Origin of the sequence: Agromyces kandeliae, from assembly GCF_009674665.1 — a bacterium.
In the GTDB taxonomy this organism is placed as follows: domain Bacteria; phylum Actinomycetota; class Actinomycetes; order Actinomycetales; family Microbacteriaceae; genus Agromyces; species Agromyces kandeliae.
Map to the genome: position 1 here is coordinate 91,956 of NZ_WKJD01000019.1, position 21,083 is coordinate 113,038.

The following is a 21,083-nucleotide window of genomic DNA, read 5'->3' on the forward strand; positions in this document are numbered from 1 at the left end:
CGCGTTCTTCCGAAGACTCCCCGGTGATGGCCGGATCGGCGTCGTTGCCGTCAATGCTACCGCGCACTCCCCCCGCGTCGCGCGCCGGCACCGACCGTCAGCGCCAGGCCGCGCGCACGAGGGCGAGCAGCGCCTCGCGGTCCACCCCGTTCAGCTTGGCCTCCTCGACGAGGTCGTGGATGGCGCCGGCCAGCGCGGTGTGGTGGCCGAGTCGCTTCGCGACCGTCGCGCCGCGGCCGGGATGGAGGTCGATGAACCCCTCGTCCCTGAGGAGCCGATACGCGCGGAGGGCGGTGTTGACGTTGACGCCGACTTGGCCGGCCAGCCCTCGGGCGGGCGGCAGGCGCTCGCCGAACCCGATCCGCCCGTCGACGATCGCGGCGCGGAGGCCTGCGGCGAGCCGTTCGAAGATCGGCCCGGGGCCGTCGGGGTCGATCGTGATCCGCACCGGCCGATGCTAGCACTTGCGATACTCGATATAGCACATCTGTCGCATTTGGCTTGTCGAGGCATCCGCTCGCTGTCAGGATGGCTCCCCGTGACCACCGAAGCCCCATCCCCCGCTTCCCTTCCCGCCTCGTCGTCGCCGGTCCGGCGCGTCGCCTGGGCGTCCATGATCGGCACGTCGCTCGAGTCGTTCGACTTCTACGTGTTCGCGTACTTCAGCGCCTACTTCATCGGACCGCTGTTCTTCGACCCGCTCGGGCAGTTCGGCGGCACGCTCGCCGCGTTCGCCACGATCGGCGTCGCGTTCGTCGTCCGCCCGCTCGGCGCCGCGATCTTCGGCCACATGGGCGACCGGTTGGGCCGACGCGCGACCCTGCTCTGGACGATCGGCATCATGGGCGTCGCGACCGGCCTCATCGGCCTGCTCCCGACGTACGCGCAGGCCGGATGGCTCGGCGCAGTGCTGCTCGTCCTGCTGCGCGTGGCGCAGGGCCTCTCGCTCGGCGGCGAGTGGGGCGGGTCGATCCTGCTCGCGACCGAGCACTCCAGCCCCGTCAAGCGCGCCTTCTACGCGGCGGTGCCGCAACTCGGCTCACCCGTGGGCTCGATCCTCTCCGCCGTCGTGTTCATCGTGATGACGCTCGCTCTGCCGGCCGAGGAGCTCGCGGCGTGGGGTTGGCGCATCCCGTTCCTCCTCGCGATCCCGCTCCTGGCCGTCTCGCTCTACCTCCGCCTGACCATCGACGAGACGCCCGTCTTCAAGGCCGTCGTCTCCGAGCAGCGACGCGACCGCGTGCCGTTCGCCACGATGTTCCGCGCGCAGCCGACCGCGCTCCTCATCGCGTTCGGCGCGGCACTGCTCGGCATCGGCTCTTACTCGTTGATGAACACGTACACGATCAACTACGGCGTGACGACGCTCGGATTCAGCTTCCAGGACCTGCTCGTCGCCACGACGATCGGCGGACTCCTGCAGCTCGTGACCATCCCGCTCTTCGGATGGTGGGCGACCCGCATCGGCTCCGCGCGGGTCGTCGCCTACGGCGCCCTCGGCACGCTGCTCATCACGTTCCCGATGTACTGGCTGCTGCAGTTCTCGAGCTTCCCGGTGCTCGTCGGCACGATGATCGTCGGCGGAATCCTCCCGACCATGTCGTGGGCCGCACTCGGCGGGCTCATGAACGACCTGTTCGCCGACCACTACCGGTACTCGGCGCTCTCTGTGGCCTACGCGGTCGCGGCGGCGGTGAGCGGGTTCATCCCGCTCGTGACGACGCTGCTCGGCGAGTCGACCGGATACGTCTGGTGGCACCCCGGCGTCGTCCTCGCGCTGCTCTCCGCGATCACGCTGGTCTCGGCGTGGGCGGCGAACCGCGTCCGACACGCGCCGATCTCCGAGGACGGCCGCGAGGTCCAGCCCGCAGCCGTCTGAGCTCCCAGGCGATCGTGCTCCAGTCGCCCGAGGTCCGGGGGCGGATGCCGCGGCGCGAGCTCGCGGCATCCGCCCTCGGCCCGCCTCGACGCCACGGCACGCCGACCCGCATCCCCGCAGGTCACGGCGGATTCCCCCGACTCCGGTAGGCTGGACTGTCGCATATTCAGGCACCCCAGTGGACTCGGTGCCGCACATACCGAACCGGAGCATCATGACCGACACCGCGCGCATCCCCGACAAGCCCGCTCTCGAGGGCCTCGAATCCAAGTGGGGCGGCGTCTGGGAGACCGAGGGGACCTACCGGTTCGAGCGCGAGGGGGCGACCCGCGAGGGCATCTACTCGATCGACACGCCGCCGCCCACGGCCTCCGGCTCGCTGCACATCGGCCACGTCTTCTCCTACACGCACACCGACGTCATGGCGCGCTTCCAGCGCATGCGCGGCAAGCACGTGTTCTACCCGATGGGCTGGGACGACAACGGCCTGCCCACCGAGCGCCGAGTGCAGAACTACTACGGCGTGCGCTGCGACCCGACCCTGCCGTACGAGCCCGACTTCACGCCGCCGTTCGAGGGCGGCGAGGGCAAGAGCGTCAAGGCCGCCGACCAGAAGCCGATCAGCCGCCGCAACTTCATCGAGCTGTGCGAGCGGCTCACCGTCGAGGACGAGCAGCAGTTCGAGGCGCTCTGGCGCCAGCTCGGCCTCTCGGTCGACTGGACCCAGACCTACCGCACCATCGCCGACGAGGCGCTGTTCACGTCGCAGCTCGCATTCGTCCGCAACGTCGAGCGCGGCGAGGCCTACCAGGCCCTCGCGCCGACGCTCTGGGACGTCACCTTCCGCACTGCCGTCGCGCAGGCCGAGCTCGAGGACCGCGAGCAGCCGGGCCACTACCACCGGGTGGCGTTCGCCAAGCCCGACGGCGGCCACGTCGAGATCGAGACGAGCCGTCCCGAGCTGATCCCCGCGTGCGTCGCGCTGGTGGCGCACCCGGATGACGAGCGGTACCAGCCGCTGTTCGGCACGACCGTGACCACGCCCGTCTTCGGCGTCGAGGTGCCCGTCGTCGCGCACCACCTCGCCCAGAAGGACAAGGGCACCGGCATCGCCATGATCTGCACCTTCGGCGACGTGACCGACGTGGTGTGGTGGCGCGAGCTCGACCTGCCGAACCGCGCGATCATCGGCTTCGACGGCCGCATCATCGCCGAGGCGCCCGACGCGATCACCACCGAGGCCGGCCGCGAGGCGTACGCGAAGCTCGCGGGCAAGACCGCGTTCTCGGCCAAGCAGGCCGTCGTGGAGCTGCTCCGCGAGTCCGGCGACCTCCTCGCCGACCCGAAGGCGATCACCCACCCGGTGAAGTTCTTCGAGAAGGGCGACCGCCCGCTCGAGATCGTCTCGACCCGCCAGTGGTACGTCGTGAACGGCGCGCGCGACGAAGCGCTGAAGGACCGCCTGCTGGAGCGCGGACGCCAGATCGGATGGCACCCCGACTTCATGCGCGTGCGCTACGAGAACTGGGTCGGCGGGCTCTCGGGCGACTGGCTCATCTCGCGGCAGCGCTTCTTCGGCGTGCCGATCCCCGTCTGGTACCCGATCGACGCCCAGGGCGACCCCGTGTTCGACGAGCCCATCGTCGCCACGCGCGAGATGCTCCCCGTCGACCCGTCCTCGACGGCGGCGCCCGGCTACGACGAGTCGCAGCGCGGGCAGGCCGGCGGCTTCGTCGGCGAGCACGACGTCATGGACACCTGGGCCACCTCATCGCTCACCCCGCAGCTCGCGGGCGGCTGGGAGCGCGACCCCGAGCTCTTCGACCTCGTCTTCCCCTATTCGCTTCGCCCGCAGGGCCAGGACATCATCCGCACGTGGCTCTTCTCCACCGCCCTGCGCGCCGAGCTCGAGCACGGCGTCGCCCCGTGGTCGAACGCCGCGGTCTCCGGCTTCATCGTCGACCCCGACCGCAAGAAGATGTCGAAGTCGAAGGGCAACGTCGTCACGCCTGCGGGCCTGCTGGACCAGCACGGCGCCGACGCGGTGCGCTACTGGGCGGCGTCCTCGCGCCTCGGCACCGATGCCGCGTTCGACCCGCAGAACCCGACGCAGGTGAAGATCGGCCGGCGCCTCGCCATCAAGGTACTGAACGCCGCGAAGTTCATCCTCGGCTTCGAGGGCGCAGCGGATGCCGCCGTGACCGTGCCCGTCGATCGCAGCATGCTCGCCGGACTCGCGACCGTCGTCGACCAGGCGACGCGCGCGCTCGAGTCCTACGACCACGCGCGCGCCCTCGAGGTCTCGGAGACGTTCTTCTGGACGTTCTGCGACGACTACCTCGAACTCGTGAAGGAGCGCGCGTACGGTGAGGCGAGCGCCGAGCAGGCCTCGGCCGTCGCCGCGCTCAAGACCGCGCTCAGCGTGCTGCTGCGCCTGTTCGCGCCGGTGATCCCGTACGCCGCGGAAGAGGCCTGGAGCTGGTCGAACCCCGGATCGGTGCACGTGGCCGACTGGCCGGCCGTCGACGAGCTCGCCGCGCGCGGCGAGGCCGGGGTCGAGCTGCTCGAGCTCGCGAGCCTCGCACTCACCGGCATCCGTCGCGCGAAGACCGACGCGAAGGCCTCGCAGAAGACCCCGGTCGCGAGCGCCGTCATCGCCGCCCCCGCCGCGGCGACCGCCCTCCTCGCCTCGGCCGAGGGCGACCTGCGCGCCGTCGGACGCATCGCCGACCTGGGCTTCGAGGAGGCCGAGGTGCTGCAGGTGCGCGACGTCGTGCTCGAGGTTCCGAGGGAGGAGGCGAGCGCATGAGCGTGAGCGTGCGGGACGTCGCGGACAACGACTTCTTCGCCTGGCTGCCCCTGTTCGACGCGTACTGCGCGGGCCGTGGCCGCCGGCTCGACGACACCAAGGCCCTCATCGTGTGGAGCTGGATCCAGGACCCGCGGAACGCACTGCGCGCTGCGGTCGCGGTCGACGACGAGGGCATCCTCGTCGGCCTCGTGCACGCGCATCCCGAGCCGCGCACCGTCGACGCGAGCACCGGCATCGTCGTCGACGACCTCTACGTCGTCGAGGCGCACCGCGGGAACGGCGTCGCCGGCAGGCTCCTCGAACGCGTCCGCGCGCTGGCGGGCGAGCTCCGCGCGACGCGCCTCACCTGGGCCACCGACCCCGGTGACGTCGACGGGCTGCGCCTCTCCGACGAGATCGCCCGGCGCTCCCCCGAGATCGTGTTCGAGATGGAGATCTGATGCAGCTGGGCACACGTTGGGCCTTCGGCGACGAGCCGCCGCGATCCGTGCCGATGGAGCTGCGTCCCGGCATCGCCGCGGCGGAGTCCGGCACCCCCGACGGCGCCGGCCGCCATTGGACGCTCACCTGGCTGGAGGGCCGGCCGATCGCCGAGCTCGACGACGGCACGGTCGTGACGCTGGAGCACTCGAGCGGCGGCGCCGCGGACGACGACGGCGACGACTGGTAGCCCGTCGGCCTGAGCCCGGCACCTACGCGCGCGCGAGGATCTCGCCGTGCGGCATGAGGAACCAGCCGTCGGGATCCGAGGCCCAGCGGCTCCACGCGGACGAGATCGCCTCGAGTTCCGCGTGGGACGCGTGCCCGGATTCGATCGCATGCGCCGCGAAGGTGGAGTGCAGCGCGCGCTCCGCCCAGTTGCCGCCCCACCACTCGCGATCGCGGTTCGACGAGAACACCCACACGGACCCGCTCGCCTCGACGTCGGCGAAGCCCGCCGCCCGCGCCCAGCGCGTGAGGTGCCTCCCGGCGTTACCGTCGCCGCCGTTCCAGGCGCAGATGAGCTCGTTCAACTCGCGCCAGCGTGCGAGCTCTGGTGACTCCGGGCTCCAGATCACGCCGCCGTAGTCCACGTCGCGGGCGGCCACCATTCCGCCCGGCCGCAGCACGCGGCGGAACTCGCGCAGCGCGTCGACCGGACGAGCCAGGTGCTGCAGCACCTGGTGCGCATGGACGACGTCGAACACCCCGTCGGGGAAGTCGAGGCGGTAGGCGTCCCCCGTGCGGAACTCCGCGTTGGGGACGCCCTCGCTCTGGGCGAGTCCCTGGGCTCGCGCGACGACCTCGGCGGACGCGTCCACGCCGACGGCCTTCCCCGGTCGGACCCGGCGGGCGAGGTCGAGCGTGATCGTGCCGGGGCCGCTCCCGATGTCGAGCACCCGCATCCCCTCGCGGAGGTGCGGCGCGAGGTAGGCCGCCGAGTTCTCGACCGTGCGCCACTCGTGCACTCGGAGGACGCTCTCGTGGTGGCCGTGCATGTACGCGTCGCGGGCGGACGCGGCCGTTCCCTGCATGCCCCGAGCCTATTCCTCGACGGGCCCGGACACGCCGGGGGAACCGAAAGGGAGGCCCCTTCCGGGACCTCCCTCGACGATGTGCGGTTCAGATCGCGAAGCCGAGCGCACGCATCATGTCGCGTCCGTCGTCCGTGATCCGCTCGGGACCCCACGGCGGCATCCACACCCAGTTGATGCGGAACCGTTCGACGGTGCCGTCGAGCGCCTCGGCGGTCTGCTCCTCGATGACGTCGGTCAGCGGGCAGCCCGCGCTGGTCAGGGTCATGTTGACGACGAGGGCGTCGTTCTCGTCGTCCCAGTTCAGGTCGTAGATGAGGCCCAGATCGACGATGTTGACGCCCAGCTCGGGGTCGACGACATCCTTCAGCGCCTCGCTGATCTGGTCGTAGCGCTCGGGTGCGAGTGAGGTGACCATGCGTCCAGCCTACGCCCGATTACTGCGTCGCCGACTCGGCGACGTGGTAGCGGTCGTAGCCCTCCTCCTCGAGCCGGTCGGCGAGCTCGGGTCCGCCCTGCTCCGCGATCTTGCCGGCGACGAACACGTGCACGAAGTCGGGCTTGATGTACCGGAGGATGCGCGTGTAGTGCGTGATGAGCAGGATGCCGAGGCCGGTGTTCGCGTGGGCACGGTTCACGCCCTCGGAGACGACCTTGAGCGCGTCGACGTCGAGGCCCGAGTCGGTCTCGTCGAGCACCGCGAACTTCGGCTTCAGCAGCTCGAGTTGGAGGATCTCGTTGCGCTTCTTCTCGCCGCCCGAGAAGCCCTCGTTGACGTTGCGCTCGGCGAAGGCCGAGTCCATCTTGAGGTTCGTCATGGCGCCGCGGACGTCCTTCAGCCACGTGCGGATCGAGGGCGCCTCGCCGTCGATCGCGGTCTTGGCGGTGCGGAGGAAGTTCGTGACGGTGACGCCCGGGATCTCGACCGGGTACTGCATCGCCAGGAACATGCCGGCGCGGGCGCGCTCGTCGACGGACATCTCCAGCACGTCCTCGCCGTCGAGCAGGATCTCGCCCTGGACGACGGTGTACTTGGGGTGGCCGGCGATCGTGTAGGCGAGCGTGGACTTGCCGGAGCCGTTCGGCCCCATGATCGCGTGGATCTCGCCCTCGCGGATGGTCAGGTCGACGCCGCGGAGGATCTCGCGGGTGCCCTGGTCGGTCTCGACGTTGACGTGCAGGTTCTTGATCTCGAGCACGGACATGGTGATTCGGTGTCTCTTTCGGTTCGTGTCCGGCCGCGCGGGCCGGGAGTTCATGGGAGTTCGGAGGTCAGACGGCGAGCTTCACCGCGGGATCGATGAAGACGCCCCCGTCGGTGATCTCGACCTGGTACACGGGAACGGGCTCGTACGCCGGCAGCGTGAGCGGCTTTCCCGTCAGGAGGGAGAACTTCGAGCCATGGGCCCAGCACTCGAGCGTGTCGTCCTCGACGAACCCCTCCGACAGCGAGATGTCGCCGTGGGTGCAGGTGTCGCCGATCGCGAAGACGTCTCCGGCGGAGTCCTTCACGACCGCGATAGGCACGCCGTCCACGACGAACTTCTGCGCCTCATTGACGGCGAGGTCGTCGACCCCGCACACGCGAGTGGATGCCACGTCAGCTCCCCTGGAGTTCCGCTTCGAGCGCCCGGATGAGACGCTCCTCGAGCTCGGCGTCGCCGATCTGCTGCACGACCTCGGCGAGGAAGCCGCGCACGACGAGACGGCGCGCCTCGTCCTCCGGGATGCCTCGCGCCTGGAGGTAGAACAGCTGCTCGTCGTCGAACCGGCCCGTGGCCGACGCATGACCGGCGCCCTCGATGTCGCCGGTCTCGATCTCGAGGTTCGGGACCGAGTCCGCCCGGGTGCCGTCCGTGAGGACGAGGTTGCGGTTCTGCTCGTAGCTGTCGGTGCCGGTCGCGGCGTTGCCGATCAGGACGTCGCCGATCCACACGCTGCGCGCGCCCTCGCCCTGCAGCGCGCCCTTGTAGGTCACGCGCGAGCGGGTGTGCGGTGCGTCGTGGTGGACGAAGACCTGCTGCTCGAGGTGCTGGCCCGCGTCGGAGAAGTACAGGCCGAGCGCCTCGACGTCGGCGCCCTGCTCTGCGAGGTGCGTCGACGGGTTCACGCGCACGACCTTCCCGCCGAGCGAGACGACGATGTGCTTGAGCTTGGCGTCGCGGCCGATGCGCGCGAAGTGGCTCGCGAGGTGGACCGAGTCGTCGGTCCACTCCTGGAGGGAGACGACCGTGAGGTTCGCTCCTTCGCCGACGACGACCTCGACGTTCTCGCTGAGGCGTGCATCGCCGATGCCGCGCAGCACGACGAGCGCGCGGCTGTTCGGCGCGGCCTCGACGACGGTGTGCGCGGCGCGCGGGGTCGTGCCCAGGCCCGAGCGGGTCACGGTGATGGTCTTCGCCTCCTCGCCGGCGACCTCGACGAGGAGCGCCTCGCCGAAGCTGGACCACGCGTTCGCCGAGGCGCGCTCCTCGGGCGTCCCGGCGCGGCCGATGCGGGCATCGTCGCGCGGGATCCACGAGAGGGACAGGCCCGCGGCATCCGTGGCCTCGACCTCGAGGCGCGAGCCGTCGAGCTCACCGGAGGTGAGATCGGCGAACGCGGCGACGGGCGAGTACTTCCACTCGTGCTCGCGGCCCGTGATGGGCGCGAAGTCGGCGACGTCGGTCGAGCGGAACCGCTCGGAGCGCGTCTGGACGGGCACGATCGGGCCGTCGGAGTGCGCACGGATGCCGTGCTGCTCGGGGGTGGGCAGGGCGGTGCTCTGCATCGCGGTGCTCATCGGTTAGCCGACCGATCCTTCCATGCCCATCTCGATGAGCTTGTTGAGTTCCATCGCGTACTCCATGGGCAGCTCTCGCGCGATCGGCTCGATGAAGCCGCGCACGATCATGGCCATCGCCTCGTCCTCCGGGAGACCCCGCGACATGAGGTAGAAGAGCTGCTCCTCGCTGACCTTCGAGACCGTGGCCTCGTGGCCGAGCTGCACGTCGTCGACGCGGATGTCGATCGCCGGGTAGGTGTCGGAGCGCGAGATCGTGTCGACCAGCAGCGCGTCGCAGCGCACCGTGTTGGCCGAGTGGTGCGCGTTCGCGTCGACGCGGACCTCGCCGCGGTAGCCGGCGCGGCCACCGCCGCGCGCGATCGACTTGGAGACGATCGACGACTGCGTGTACGGCGCCATGTGGATCATCTTCGCGCCGGCGTCCTGGTGCTGGCCCGGGCCCGCGAACGCGACCGAGAGGGTCTCGCCCTTGGCGTGCTCGCCCATGAGGAAGATCGACGGGTACTTCATCGTGACCTTCGAGCCGATGTTGCCGTCGACCCACTCCATGGTGGCGCCCTCGTGCGCGACGGCGCGCTTGGTCACGAGGTTGTAGACGTTGTTCGACCAGTTCTGGATCGTCGTGTAGCGCACGCGGGCGTTCTTCTTCACGATGATCTCGACGACCGCCGAGTGCAGCGAGTCGGACTTGTAGATCGGTGCCGTGCAGCCCTCGATGTAGTGGACGTAGCTGTCCTCGTCGGCGATGATCAGCGTGCGCTCGAACTGGCCCATGTTCTCGGTGTTGATCCGGAAGTAGGCCTGGAGCGGGATCTCGACGTGCACGCCCTTCGGGACGTAGACGAAGGAGCCGCCCGACCAGACGGCCGTGTTGAGCGCGGCGAACTTGTTGTCGCCCGCCGGGATCACCGTGCCGAAGTACTCCTCGAAGAACTCGGGGTGCTCCTTGAGCGCGGTGTCGGTGTCGAGGAAGATGACACCCTGCTCCTCCAGGTCCTCGCGGATCTGGTGGTAGACGACCTCGGACTCGTACTGCGCGGCGACGCCCGCGACGAGGCGCTGCCGCTCGGCCTCGGGGATGCCGAGGCGCTCGTAGGTGTTGCGGATGTCCTCGGGGAGGTCCTCCCAGGTCTGGGCCTGCTTCTCGGTGGACCGGACGAAGTACTTGATGTTGTCGAAGTCGATCTCCGACAGGTCGGCGCCCCAGGACGGCATCGGCTTCCGGTCGAACAGCTGCAGCCCGCGCATGCGGCGCTGCAGCATCCACTCGGGCTCGTCCTTCAGGCGCGAGATGTCGGCCACCACTTCGGGCGCCAGGCCGCGGCGAGCGGATGCCCCGGCGACGTCTGAGTCGGACCAGCCGAACTCGTACGTGCCGAGCCCCTCCAACTCGGGGCGGTCGATGAGTACGTCCGTCATGCTCTCCCTCTTCTCCTCCCGCGCACCGGCTATCAGTCCGGCCCACCCCCGGCCTTCCGGTCGAGGTGCCGGTTCGGTCGTGGGGTGATGTGCGGGTGGCTTCGTCGCGAACCTACAATGGTGATGCGCCGCGCCGCACACGCGCGCGGAACCGCGTCAACCAATCAAGTCTATAGGGTCGAAGGTCCCGGAGTCCCGACTCCCAGTACCCTCACACTCCGACCCGGATCAGGAACTCGACGAGCCGTGAACCGCGTCATCGCCTGGCTGCCCGACCGCATCGACCGCCGCGTGCGCGTCGCCGCATGGCTCTCGTTCCTCGCCCAGACGATCATCATCGCCACAGGCGGCGCGGTCCGCCTGACCGGCTCCGGACTCGGCTGCCCCACCTGGCCGATGTGCACGGCCGACTCGCTCGTCACGACGCCCGAGATGGGCATCCACGGCGTGATCGAGTTCGGAAACCGACTCATGACCGGCGTCGTCGGCATCGTCGCGCTGCTCGTGCTGCTCTCGATCTGGCGCCTGCGCCGTGAGCGCCGCGACCTCTGGAGGCTCGCGCTGGTCGTGCTCCTCGGCATCGTCGCGCAGGCCGTGGTGGGCGGCGTCACCGTGTGGACCGGCCTCAACCCCTTCATCGTCGGCTTCCACTACGTCGCCTCGCTCGCGCTCGTGTGCGTGACGGCCTCGTACCTGGTGCGCCTCGACGCGACGCCCGGCGCGCGCGAGCTCGCCGCACCGCGCTGGTTCGCCATACTCACGCACGCCACGACCGCGGTGCTCGCGATCTCGATCGCCTTCGGCGTGCTGACCACCGCCTCCGGCCCGCACTCCGGCGACGCCGACGCCGGCCGCACGGGCTTCAACGCCGAACTCCTCGAGCACGTGCACGCGTGGCCCGGCTACGCCCTGTTCGCGCTGACCGTGGTGCTCGCGATCGCCGCGTGGCGCCTGCGGCTGCAGGTCGCGCGCTGGTCGATCGTGCTCCTGGCCGTCGAACTCGTCCAGATCGGCGTCGGCCTCTACCAGGCGCGCAACGGCCTCCCGCCGCTCGCCGTCGGCATCCACATGGTCCTCGCGGCGCTCACGGCCGCGACGATGACCGTCGTGGTGATGAAGCTCACGCGCCCGGTGGCGACGGATGCCTCGTCCGACGCGGCGGCCATCGCGGCATCCGCTCGCTGACCGCGACGACTCACGGCGCGCCGTCCGCGTCGGTGCGGCCGTCCTCGCCCTCGTCCCCGTGCTCCAGCCGACGGACCAGCCGCGCCAGTTCGACCCGGTTCGCCGACCCGGTCTTCGCCAGCAGGTGCGACACGTGCGTGCTGACGGTCTTCTCGCTGATGACCAGTGACCGGGCGATCTCGGAGTAGGTCCGTCCGACCGCGATGAGCGCGAGGACCTCGCGCTCCCGGGCGGTGAGGCCGGGCACCTCGGACCCGGGTGGCGGGCTCGTCGGATCGGGCTCGCCGATCGGCACGCGCGCCCGGCGTGCGAGGTCGACGAGTTCCTCCTCGACCGGCTTCGCACGGAGCCGTCGAGCGAGGGCGAGACCCGTCCTGAGCATCTCCGCCCCGGCCGATCGATCTGCGCCCCGCCCGAGCCACTCCTCCGCCGCTCGCCATCGGGCGTACGCCTCCTCCCACGGGAGGCGCGCGGCCGAGCACTGCGCCACCGCGAGCGACCACGACTCGGCGGCCTCGGGTGCGGCTCGGGCGCGGGCGCACTCCGCCGCGTACAGGCCGTCGAGTGCGGCGACCTGCCGTCGGATGATCTCCGTCGACGTGCTCATGTCCTCGATGACGTGGGGGAAGCGTTCGACGAGTGCATCGAGCCGGCGGAGCACGTCCCCGGCGGGTTCGCCGGCGTCGCGCGCGGACTGCGCCTGGTCTGCGAGGGCGCGGGCCGCGAAGGGCATCAGCCATTCGGCCATGGTCGGCGTCGTCCCCCGATCGACGGCGCCCGCGACCGCCGCGTCGTACGCGCCGGCCGTGTCGCCGGCCGCGAGGCGGACCTCTGCGCGCACCGCGTCGTACTCGAGGGGAAGGAACGCCGACCCGTCGACGACGAGTTCCTCGACACGCCGAAGGTGCGCCTCCGCCTCATGGACCTGCCCCTGGAGCGCTGCGAGCCGTGCCGCGGTCAGGCGGGCCTCGACATCCCCCAACGGGCCGGGATCGGAGCCGAGGGCGACGCGCAGCCGCTCGTCGGCTTCGCGCCAGGCTCCCCCGGCCAGGCGCGCGTTGGCCTCGACGGCCGACAGCCAGGCGAGGTACGCGTGGGGGCCGCCGCTCGATTCGAGCTCCCGGCGGCAGGCTCCGATCCGTTCCGCATAGGCCTCGGTCGCCCAGGACTGCGTCGCGTTCGCCGCCCACAATGCAGCGTGGACGTACCCGAACCAGTCGCGTGCCTCGAGCGCCGGCGGCATCGCCTGCTCGCCGAACTCGGCCGCAGCCGCGATGTCGCCCGCGAAGGTCGCGTTCATGGACGCGACGGTGAGTGCGAACGACAGCGCCCTCGGATCGCCGACGGCGCGCGCGTGCGCCAACGCCCCCGTTGCGTGTTCGTCGGCGGCCGCGCTTCCGTGCCACCGCTCCGTCTGGGCGAGCTCCGCCAGCGCGAGCGCGTACTCGGGACTTGCGATGTCGGCCGACGCGAGCCGCACCGCATGCTCCATCTCCGGCAGCTCGGGGAACGCCAGCCCACGCATGAACCGGAGGTGCATGCGTCGCACGCGGAGCGCTGCCGCGCGAAGCGGATCGACCTCCTCGTCGATCCGTTCCAGGAGCATCTCCACCGCCTCGAGCTCCTCCGCCGTCGCACCCGCGTCCTCGGCGGCCCGGCGGAGTCGACGCAGCACGTCCTCCATCGATGGCTCGGCATCGGGCATCTGCGCTCGGAGGTCCACCGCGCGGCGGAGCAGCCGCAGCTCCTCCCCAGTGCCCGCCGCCCCTCGGACCGCATCCGCCGCGCGCAGTGCCCAGTCGAAGGCCGCCTCCGGCTCCCCCGCGCGGTAGCGGTGGTCCGCCACGGCGACGGCCGAGGACACGGATGCCGCGGCCCCGCCGTCGGCCTCGATGGCGTCGGCGAACCTCCGATGCCACTCGCGGCGCTCGTCGGCGCCGAGCGCGGCCTCGAGGGCCTCCGCGTTGAGCGGATGGTGGAACCAGAAGCCGCCGTCGTCGAGCAGGTCCAGTGTTCCCTCCGCGACCGCCTCGAGCAGCAGCGACCGGGTCCTCGCGACGTCCGCGTCGCCCACGACCGCCGCGAGGTCGTCGGCCCGCATCGCTCGCCCTCCGACCGCGAGCCGGGTCGCGAGCTGCCTCGTCGGCTCGGAGAGCCGGTACCACGACTGCAGCACCGCCGAGCTCAGGTCGGCCGGGAACGAGGCGGGCACGGCTCGCGCGTCCGGAGCGAGCCCGGTGACGAGCAGGCGCGTGAAGTAGGGGTTGCCCCTGCTGTGCGCGTGCACGTCGTCGATCAGCGACTGGTGCGGCAGGGTGCCGAGCAGCCTCTGCACCTGGGCAGCGGTCCCCGCACGGTCCAGCGGTCCGAGCTCGAGTTCGGTCGTCCGGGGCAGGCGCCGGACGTCGGCGAGCCACCGCTGGAGCGGATGTCCGAGGCCGACCTCGCCGGAGCGCAACGTCACGACGATCGCGAGGCGGCGCGACGCCGGACCGGCGACCGCGTACATCAGCGTGTCGAGCGTGCTGCGATCGGCCCACTGGACGTCGTCCACCACCAGCGCGAGCGGCCGCCGGTCGCTCTGCTCGTCCAGCCACGCGTCGAAGCGCACGGCGAAGTCGCGGCCCGCGCCGTCGGCCTGCGAGAGCGGCGGAGCGATCAGGCGCGGATTCCCACGCAGCGCCGAGCGGATGGGGAGGAACGGGATCGACATCGAGGTGAGCGGCAGGCACGCGCCGACGAGGATCTCGCCAGCTCCCTGCCGGACTTCGCACGCCCCGGCGACGAGGGCGGTCTTGCCGACTCCGGCGTCACCGGAGACGACGAGGGTCTGGGCCTCCTCGCCCCACGCCCGGTCGAGGAGTCCCCCCACGATCTCGAGCTCCCGCTCGCGGCCGATCAATTGCGGCCCGGCGGTCGCGACTGCCACGACCACCCGACCAGTCTGGCATCGGACCGCCCGAGAATCAGGTGTTTCGTCATCCATCTCAGGGTCGGGCTCCGATCCGGCGGCGCGCGGCGGCGCGCATCGTCGTGGGTGTCGACACGAGGTCGACCCCATCCCGGAAGGACCACGATCATGCGCACCACCACCACCACCACCACCACCATCGCCACCTCGGCGCTGGTCGCCACGGCCGCCGCCGTGCTCGCCGCCATCACGGCCGCTCCCGCGGTCGCGCGTCCCGAGCCGGCCCCGGAACCGGCTCCCGCCGTGGTCTCCGTCGCGCGAACGGATGCCGGGATGTGCACGCTCGAGCGCATCGGCACCCAGTTCGTCCGGTGCGACGACCTCACGGGCGCGGGTGTCGCCGCCCCGTCCCACATTCCCGAACAGCGCTGACGAGAGGGTTCCCTTGCGAGCTCTGACGCCACGGGGTCGTGGCTCCGAGCGCGTCCCGGGGGGGGCGCGACGGGGATTCGCGGCAGGCGGCGCCGCGAGACTAGAAGGGCAGCAGCGGGTCGACGCCGACCGCGAGGAAGAGCAGCGACAGGTAGACGATCGAGCCGTGGAACACCCGCATCGGCGACACCTCCTGGCCGCGGATCGCGAGGTTGTAGAGGCGGTGGCACTCGGCGACGAACCAGATGCCGGACACGAGTGCGACGCTCGAGTAGAGCAGCCCCATCCCCGCGACGGGGATGAGCAGGAGCGAGGCGGCGACCGTCGCGTAGGCGTAGAGGATGACCTGCAGGCCCACCTGGGCCCGGCCGCGCACGACGGCGAGCATCGGGACGCCGGCGGCCGCGTAGTCGTCCTTGTACTTCATCGACAGCGGCCAGTAGTGGGGCGGCGTCCAGAGGAAGATGATGAGGAAGAGGATGAACGGCGCCCAGCTGAGGCTCTCGGTCACCGCGGCCCAGCCGATCAGCACCGGCATGCAGCCGGCCACGCCGCCCCAGACGATGTTCTGCGCGGTGCGCCGCTTCAGGATCAGGCTGTAGAAGACGACGTAGAGCAGGATCGCGGCGAGCGAGAGCAGTGCGGCCAGCCAGTTCGCGAAGACCCAGAGCCAGACGATGGATGCCGCGCCGAGCGCGTACGCGAAGACCAGCGCCTCGCGGTCGGTGAGCTCGCCGGTGACGAGCGGGCGACCCTTCGTGCGCTTCATGACGCGATCGATGTCGCGGTCGATGTAGCAGTTGAAGGCGCCCGCGGAACCGGCGCTCATCGCGCCGCCGATGAGGGTCGCGAGCAGGAGCCAGACGTCGGGCAGGCCGTTCGATGCGAGGATCATCGTCGGCGCGGTCACCACGAGCAGGAGCTCGATCACGCGAGGCTTGGTGAGTGCGACGTATGCGGCGACCTTGCGTCGCACGTTCGTCGTCCGTCGAGCGTCACGGATGGTCGGCGCGGCCTGCATTGAATCCTCTTCCGGCGCGCGCCGACGAGGCAGGGCGCGCGACCCGTTCGATTCTAGGCCATCCGGTCGTCGCCGGACGGACGCGTCAAGCCCCGTCATAGAGTGAGGGCGACTCCATATACTGAACCCAGCGCGCCCGGTGGCGCGGATTCGACGTGCAACTCCACCTGACGCATGACCGGATCGGTCCCGGGCTCCACCGCGCCGTCGCGTTTCCCGGCGGGTCCGGGAGCCGAATGGAGAGGCTCCCCGACTCCGTCACGACCGGAAGGAACCCCAACCCGTGGCAACTCTGCACTGGGACCCCATCGACGATCGCGCGGTCGACACGGCGCGCGTGCTCGCCGCCGATGCCGTGGAGAAGGTCGGCAACGGCCACCCCGGCACGGCGATGAGCCTCGCGCCCGTCGCGTACCTGCTCTTCCAGAAGGTGATGCGCCGTGACCCGGCCGACCACGACTGGCTCGGGCGGGACCGCTTCATCCTCTCGGCGGGCCACAGCTCGCTGACGCAGTACGTCCAGCTGTACCTCGCCGGCGACGGCCTCGAACTGTCCGACCTCGAGGCGCTGCGCACGTGGGGCTCGAAGACCCCCGGCCACCCCGAGTACGGCCACACGGCCGGCGTCGAGATCACGACCGGACCGCTCGGCCAGGGCCTGGCGTCGGCGGTCGGCTTCGCCTACGCCGCACGCTACGAGCGCGGCCTGTTCGACCCCGAGGCGGCAGACGGCGAGAGCCCGTTCGACCACCACGTGTACGTGATCGCCTCCGACGGCGACCTCGAGGAGGGCGTGACGAGCGAGGCCTCCTCGCTCGCGGGCCACCAGCAGCTCGGCAACCTCGTCGTCATCTACGACTCGAACCAGATCTCGATCGAGGACGACACCGACATCGCCTTCACCGAAGACGTCGCGAAGCGCTACGAGGCCTACGGATGGCACGTGCAGACGGTCGACTGGAAGAAGACCGGCGACTACGTCGAGGACGTCGCCGAGCTCAACGACGCCATCGAGGCCGCCAAGGCCGAGACAGGCAAGCCGTCGATCATCGTCCTGAAGACGATCATCGGCTGGCCCGCGCCCAAGAAGCAGAACACCGGCAAGATCCACGGTTCCGCGCTCGGCGCGGAGGAGCTCGCCGCGACCAAGGAGGTGCTCGGGTTCGACCCCGCGCAGAACTTCGCCGTGGCCGACGAGGTCATCGAGCGCACCCGCGGCAACGCGCGGGACCGCGCCGCCGAGGCCAAGCAGGCCTGGCAGGCGTCGTTCGACGCGTGGGCCGCCGCGAACCCCGAGCGCAAGGCGCTGCTCGACCGACTCGAGGCCGGCGAGCTGCCCGAGGGCCTCGAGGCCGCCCTCCCGGTGTTCGAACCGGGCAAGGACGTCTCGACGCGCGCCGCGTCCGGCAAGGCGATCAATGCGCTCGCCGCTCACCTCCCCGAGCTCTGGGGCGGATCCGCCGACCTCGCGGAGTCGAACCTGACCACGATCAACGGTGCGCCGTCGTTCGTCCCCGCCGAGCACTCGACCCACGAGTTCCCCGGGAACCGGCACGGCCGAGTGCTGCACTTCGGCATCCGCGAGCACGCCATGGGCGCGATACTGAACGGCATCGTCCTGCACGGACCGACGCGCGCCTTCGGCGGCACGTTCCTCATCTTCAGCGACTACATGCGCCCGGCCGTCCGTCTCGCCGCGCTCATGCAGATCCCGTCGATCTTCGTCTGGACGCACGACTCCGTCGCCCTCGGCGAGGACGGACCGACGCACCAGCCGATCGAGCAGCTCAGCGCCCTGCGGGCGATCCCGCACCTGTCCGTCGTGCGGCCGGCCGACGCGAACGAGACCGCCTGGTCCTGGCTCGAGATCCTGAAGCGCCGCGGCGGCCCCGCGGGCATCGCCCTGACCCGTCAGAACGTGGCCGTGTTCGAGCGCGGCGAGGGCGAGGCATCCGGCGACACGCTCGCAGCGGCGTCGAACGTCGCGAAGGGCGCGTACGTCCTGGCCGAGGCCGCGTCGGGCACTCCCGACGTGATCCTCATCGCCACCGGCTCCGAGGTGCAGGTCGCGCTCGCCGCGCGCGAGCAGCTCGCCGCCGACGGCGTGGCCGCCCGCGTGGTGTCCGCGCCGAGCCTCGAGTGGTTCGAGGAGCAGTCGGCGGAGTACCGCGAGTCGGTGCTGCCGTCGTCCGTGACCGCCCGAGTCAGCGTCGAGGCGGGGCTCGCCCTCAGCTGGTACCGCTACCTCGGCACGCGCGGCCGCGCGGTGTCCATCGAGCACTTCGGCGCCTCCGCCGACTACAAGACCCTGTTCCGCGAGTTCGGCATCACGCCTGAGCACGTCGTGGCCGCCGCGAAGGAATCGCTCGCGTCGAGCTGACCGAGCACGAAGGAGACATCATCATGAGCACCACTCCCACCGCCGCCCTCTCGCAGGCCGGCGTCAGCATCTGGCTCGACGACCTCTCGCGCGAGCGGATCACCTCGGGCGGCCTCGAGCGGCTCATCGCCGAGCGCGACGTCGTCGGCGTCACCACGAACCCGACGATCTTCGCCGGGGCGCTCGCCAAGGGCGACGCCTACCGCGACCAGGTCGCCGCGCTCGCGGCCGACGGTGCCGACGTCGACCGCGCCGTCTTCGAGATCACCACCGACGACGTGCGCGACGCCGCCGACCACTTCCGTCCGGTCTACGACCGCACCGACGGCTACGACGGCCGCGTCTCGATCGAGGTCTCCCCCGACCTCGCGAACGAGACCGATGCGACCATCTCCGAGGCGCACCGTCTCTGGGACAAGGTCGACCGTCCCAACGTCATGATCAAGATCCCCGCCACCAAGGCCGGCCTCCCGGCGATCACCGCGGCGATCGGCGCGGGCATCAGCGTCAACGTGACGCTGATCTTCAGCCTCGACCGGTACCGCGAGGTCATCGACGCCTACCTGACCGGGCTCGGGCAGGCGAAGGCGGCCGGCATCGACCTGTCGACGATCCACTCCGTCGCCTCGTTCTTCGTCTCGCGCGTCGACACCGAGATCGACAAGCGCCTCGAGGCGATCGGCTCGCCCGAGGCGATCGCGCTCAAGAGCCGGGCCGGCGTGGCCAACGCCCGGCTCGCGTACGAGCTGTACCTGCAGCAGTTCGCCGCGCCGCGCGCGGTCGCGCTCCTCGACGCAGGCGCCAACCGGCAGCGCCCGCTGTGGGCCTCCACCGGCGTCAAGGACCCCGCACTTCCCGACACGCTCTACGTGACCGAGCTCGTCGCCCACGGCGTGGTGAACACCATGCCCGAGAAGACCCTCGAGGCGACCTTCGACCACGGGGTCATCGAGGGAGACACCGTCACCGGCGCATTCGCCGAGGCGGGACGCGTGCTCGACGCGCTGGCCGGCGTCGGCGTCGACTACGACGACGTCACGGAGCTCCTCGAACGCGAGGGCGTCGACAAGTTCATCGTCTCCTGGAACGAGCTCCTCGACACCGTGCGCTCCGCCCTGGAGGCAGCTCGGTGAATGTCCGGATCTCCGTGAGCGGCCCAGCGGCCGACGCGGTGCGCCGCATCGTGCCGCAGCTGGTGGCCGACCGGGTGGCGACGGGCATCACCTCGCTCGACGCGAGCCTGTGGGGGCCGGCCGCCGAGGAGGAGGCCGCGAACCGTCTCGGCTGGACCGAGGCGATCGCGGTGTCCCGGCCGCTCCTGCCCGAGATCGCGGCGCTCCGCGACGAGCTCCGCGCCCGCGGGATCGATCACGTGGTGCTCGCGGGCATGGGAGGCTCCTCCCTCGCTCCCGAGGTCATCGCCCGCACGGCAGGCGCCGATCTCACCGTGCTCGATTCGACCGAGCCCGGCCAGGTCCGGTCGGCGATCGCCGACCGACTCCAGCGGACGGTGCTCGTCGTCGCGTCGAAGTCCGGATCCACCGTCGAGACCGATTCGCAGCGTCGGGCCTACGAGCAGGCGTTCCTCGACGCCGGCATCGACCCTGCGACGCGCATCGTCGTCGTCACCGACCCGGGTTCGCCGCTCGAGGGGTCCGCACACGCGGCGGGCTACCGGGTCTTCACGGCGGACCCGACGGTCGGCGGACGCTACTCGGCGCTCACGGCCTTCGGCCTCGTGCCGACGGGCCTCGCCGGAGTCGACCTCGGGGAGCTCCTCGACGAGGCGGAGGCGATCGAACTCGCCCTCGCGATCGATTCAGAGGAGAACCCCGGGCTGGTCCTCGGCGCCGCGATCGCCGGGACCGACCCGCGCAGGGACAAGCTCGCGATCGTCGCCGACGGCACCCACATCGTCGGGTTCGCCGACTGGGCCGAGCAGCTCATCGCCGAATCGACGGGCAAGGAGGGCACGGGCATCCTGCCCGTCGTCCTCGGCCCGGGTGCCCCGGAGCTCGTGTCCCGTCCGTCCGACCTGCAGGTCGTGCGCCTCGTCGACGACGCGGGCACCGAGCGCTTCGCGGAGGGCACCGACGGGGAGATCCGCGTCTCGGGCACGCTCGGCGCGCAGCTGCTCGCCTGGGAGTACGCGACGGCGGTCGCCGGGCGGCTCCTCGGCATCAACCCGTTCGACCAGCCCGACGTGGAGTCGGCGAAGGTCGCCGCGCGCGGTCTCCTCGAGGCGCGGCCGGAGCCTGCTCCGGCCGCATTCGTCGCCGGCGCGATCGAGGTCCGCGGCACGCCCGACGTGATCGGTGCGGCAAGCGACCCGGCGTCCGCGGTCGAGGTCCTCCTCGAGGAGATCCCGGTCGACGGGTACCTCGCCGTGCAGGCCTACGTCGACCGGGTGGCGCACCCCGAGTTCGGACGGCTCCGCGACCTGCTCGCCGAGCGCAGCGGCCGCCCGGTCACGTTCGGCTGGGGTCCGAGATTCCTGCACTCCACCGGCCAGTACCACAAGGGCGGGCCCGCGCACGGGGCGTTCCTGCAGCTCGTGCAGCGCCCGACCGACGACCTCCCGATCCCCGGTCGACCGTTCACGTTCGGCGACCTCATCGCGGCCCAGGCCTCCGGCGACGCATCCGTCATCGCCGAGCACGGCCGGCCGGTCCTCACCCTGACCCTGCCCGATCCGAGCGCCGACCTGCGGTCGCTGCGCGCGGCCATCGGCTGATCCTGGAGCAC

At 71.1% G+C, this 21,083-nt stretch carries 18 protein-coding genes; 9 read left to right on the forward strand and 9 right to left on the reverse strand.

Annotated elements, in window-relative coordinates:
* Nucleotides 1–97 precede the first annotated feature (97 nt).
* Nucleotides 98–448 (reverse strand): GntR family transcriptional regulator, encoded by a 351-nt coding sequence (locus tag GJR97_RS14395; protein ID WP_324613522.1) that lies wholly within the window; start codon nt 446–448, stop codon nt 98–100.
* A 90-nt stretch (nt 449–538) separates the two neighbouring features.
* Here GJR97_RS14395 and GJR97_RS14400 point away from each other — a divergent pair, with 90 nt between their 5' ends.
* From GJR97_RS14400 to GJR97_RS14415, 4 genes are all read left to right on the forward strand, one after another.
* Nucleotides 539–1,879 carry an MFS transporter gene (locus GJR97_RS14400; protein WP_324613523.1) on the forward strand — a complete coding sequence of 447 codons (1,341 nt, stop codon included), beginning with the start codon at nt 539–541 and terminating at the stop codon, nt 1,877–1,879.
* A 214-nt stretch (nt 1,880–2,093) separates the two neighbouring features.
* Nucleotides 2,094–4,688, forward strand: coding sequence for a valine--tRNA ligase (gene valS, locus GJR97_RS14405; RefSeq protein ID WP_154347495.1), 2,595 nt, complete (start codon nt 2,094–2,096; stop codon nt 4,686–4,688).
* On the forward strand, nt 4,685–5,131 hold the full coding sequence (locus GJR97_RS14410) for a GNAT family N-acetyltransferase (protein ID WP_154347496.1): 447 nt from the start codon (nt 4,685–4,687) through the stop codon (nt 5,129–5,131). The genes valS and GJR97_RS14410 overlap by 4 nt, the downstream gene beginning before the upstream one ends.
* Nucleotides 5,131–5,361: a hypothetical protein gene (locus GJR97_RS14415; protein ID WP_154347497.1), complete on the forward strand. Its 231-nt coding sequence runs from the start codon at nt 5,131–5,133 to the stop codon at nt 5,359–5,361. Before GJR97_RS14410 ends, GJR97_RS14415 begins: the two co-directional genes overlap by 1 nt.
* Before the next feature lie 22 nt (nt 5,362–5,383).
* On the opposite strand, the gene GJR97_RS14420 is transcribed toward GJR97_RS14415, so the two are convergent.
* From GJR97_RS14420 to sufB, 6 genes are all read right to left on the reverse strand, one after another.
* The gene (locus GJR97_RS14420) at nt 5,384–6,205 is read right to left on the reverse strand and encodes a methyltransferase domain-containing protein (RefSeq protein WP_154347498.1); all 822 of its coding nucleotides are present in this window, start codon (nt 6,203–6,205) and stop codon (nt 5,384–5,386) included.
* Nucleotides 6,206–6,293: 88 nt separating this feature from the next.
* Nucleotides 6,294–6,623 carry a metal-sulfur cluster assembly factor gene (locus GJR97_RS14425; protein WP_129233033.1) on the reverse strand — a complete coding sequence of 110 codons (330 nt, stop codon included), beginning with the start codon at nt 6,621–6,623 and terminating at the stop codon, nt 6,294–6,296.
* 19 nt (nt 6,624–6,642) lie between these two features.
* Complete coding sequence (sufC, locus tag GJR97_RS14430) at nt 6,643–7,410, reverse strand: Fe-S cluster assembly ATPase SufC (RefSeq protein ID WP_154347499.1); 768 nt, start codon at nt 7,408–7,410, stop codon at nt 6,643–6,645.
* Between the two features lie 67 nt (nt 7,411–7,477).
* Nucleotides 7,478–7,804, reverse strand: a complete 327-nt coding sequence (locus GJR97_RS14435; RefSeq protein ID WP_324613524.1) for a non-heme iron oxygenase ferredoxin subunit — start codon at nt 7,802–7,804, stop codon at nt 7,478–7,480.
* A gap of 1 nt (nt 7,805) precedes the next feature.
* Nucleotides 7,806–8,987: a Fe-S cluster assembly protein SufD gene (gene sufD / locus GJR97_RS14440; RefSeq protein WP_154347500.1), complete on the reverse strand. Its 1,182-nt coding sequence runs from the start codon at nt 8,985–8,987 to the stop codon at nt 7,806–7,808.
* Nucleotides 8,988–8,990: 3 nt separating this feature from the next.
* The gene (sufB, locus tag GJR97_RS14445) at nt 8,991–10,409 is read right to left on the reverse strand and encodes a Fe-S cluster assembly protein SufB (RefSeq protein WP_154347501.1); all 1,419 of its coding nucleotides are present in this window, start codon (nt 10,407–10,409) and stop codon (nt 8,991–8,993) included.
* Between the two features lie 246 nt (nt 10,410–10,655).
* Here sufB and GJR97_RS14450 point away from each other — a divergent pair, with 246 nt between their 5' ends.
* Nucleotides 10,656–11,594: a COX15/CtaA family protein gene (locus GJR97_RS14450; protein ID WP_324613525.1), complete on the forward strand. Its 939-nt coding sequence runs from the start codon at nt 10,656–10,658 to the stop codon at nt 11,592–11,594.
* A gap of 10 nt (nt 11,595–11,604) precedes the next feature.
* Here the strand turns inward: GJR97_RS14450 and GJR97_RS18840 are convergent, their stop codons facing one another.
* On the reverse strand, nt 11,605–14,529 hold the full coding sequence (locus tag GJR97_RS18840; protein WP_195760727.1) for a helix-turn-helix transcriptional regulator: 2,925 nt from the start codon (nt 14,527–14,529) through the stop codon (nt 11,605–11,607).
* Between the two features lie 144 nt (nt 14,530–14,673).
* Here GJR97_RS18840 and GJR97_RS14460 point away from each other — a divergent pair, with 144 nt between their 5' ends.
* Entirely contained in the window at nt 14,674–14,937 is a 264-nt protein-coding gene (locus GJR97_RS14460; RefSeq protein WP_154347504.1) for a hypothetical protein, read from the forward strand.
* Nucleotides 14,938–15,037: 100 nt separating this feature from the next.
* On the opposite strand, the gene GJR97_RS14465 is transcribed toward GJR97_RS14460, so the two are convergent.
* Nucleotides 15,038–15,958 carry a heme o synthase gene (locus tag GJR97_RS14465; protein WP_154347505.1) on the reverse strand — a complete coding sequence of 307 codons (921 nt, stop codon included), beginning with the start codon at nt 15,956–15,958 and terminating at the stop codon, nt 15,038–15,040.
* A 283-nt stretch (nt 15,959–16,241) separates the two neighbouring features.
* On the opposite strand from GJR97_RS14465, the gene tkt reads away from it, so the two are divergent.
* From tkt to GJR97_RS14480, 3 genes are read left to right on the forward strand one after another with little or no spacing between them, the layout of a single operon-like run.
* Entirely contained in the window at nt 16,242–18,338 is a 2,097-nt protein-coding gene (gene tkt, locus GJR97_RS14470) for a transketolase (RefSeq protein ID WP_324613526.1), read from the forward strand.
* Between the two features lie 23 nt (nt 18,339–18,361).
* Nucleotides 18,362–19,471: a transaldolase gene (gene tal / locus GJR97_RS14475; RefSeq protein ID WP_154347506.1), complete on the forward strand. Its 1,110-nt coding sequence runs from the start codon at nt 18,362–18,364 to the stop codon at nt 19,469–19,471.
* On the forward strand, nt 19,468–21,072 hold the full coding sequence (locus GJR97_RS14480) for a glucose-6-phosphate isomerase (protein ID WP_324613527.1): 1,605 nt from the start codon (nt 19,468–19,470) through the stop codon (nt 21,070–21,072). The genes tal and GJR97_RS14480 overlap by 4 nt, the downstream gene beginning before the upstream one ends.
* Nucleotides 21,073–21,083: the final 11 nt, after the last annotated feature.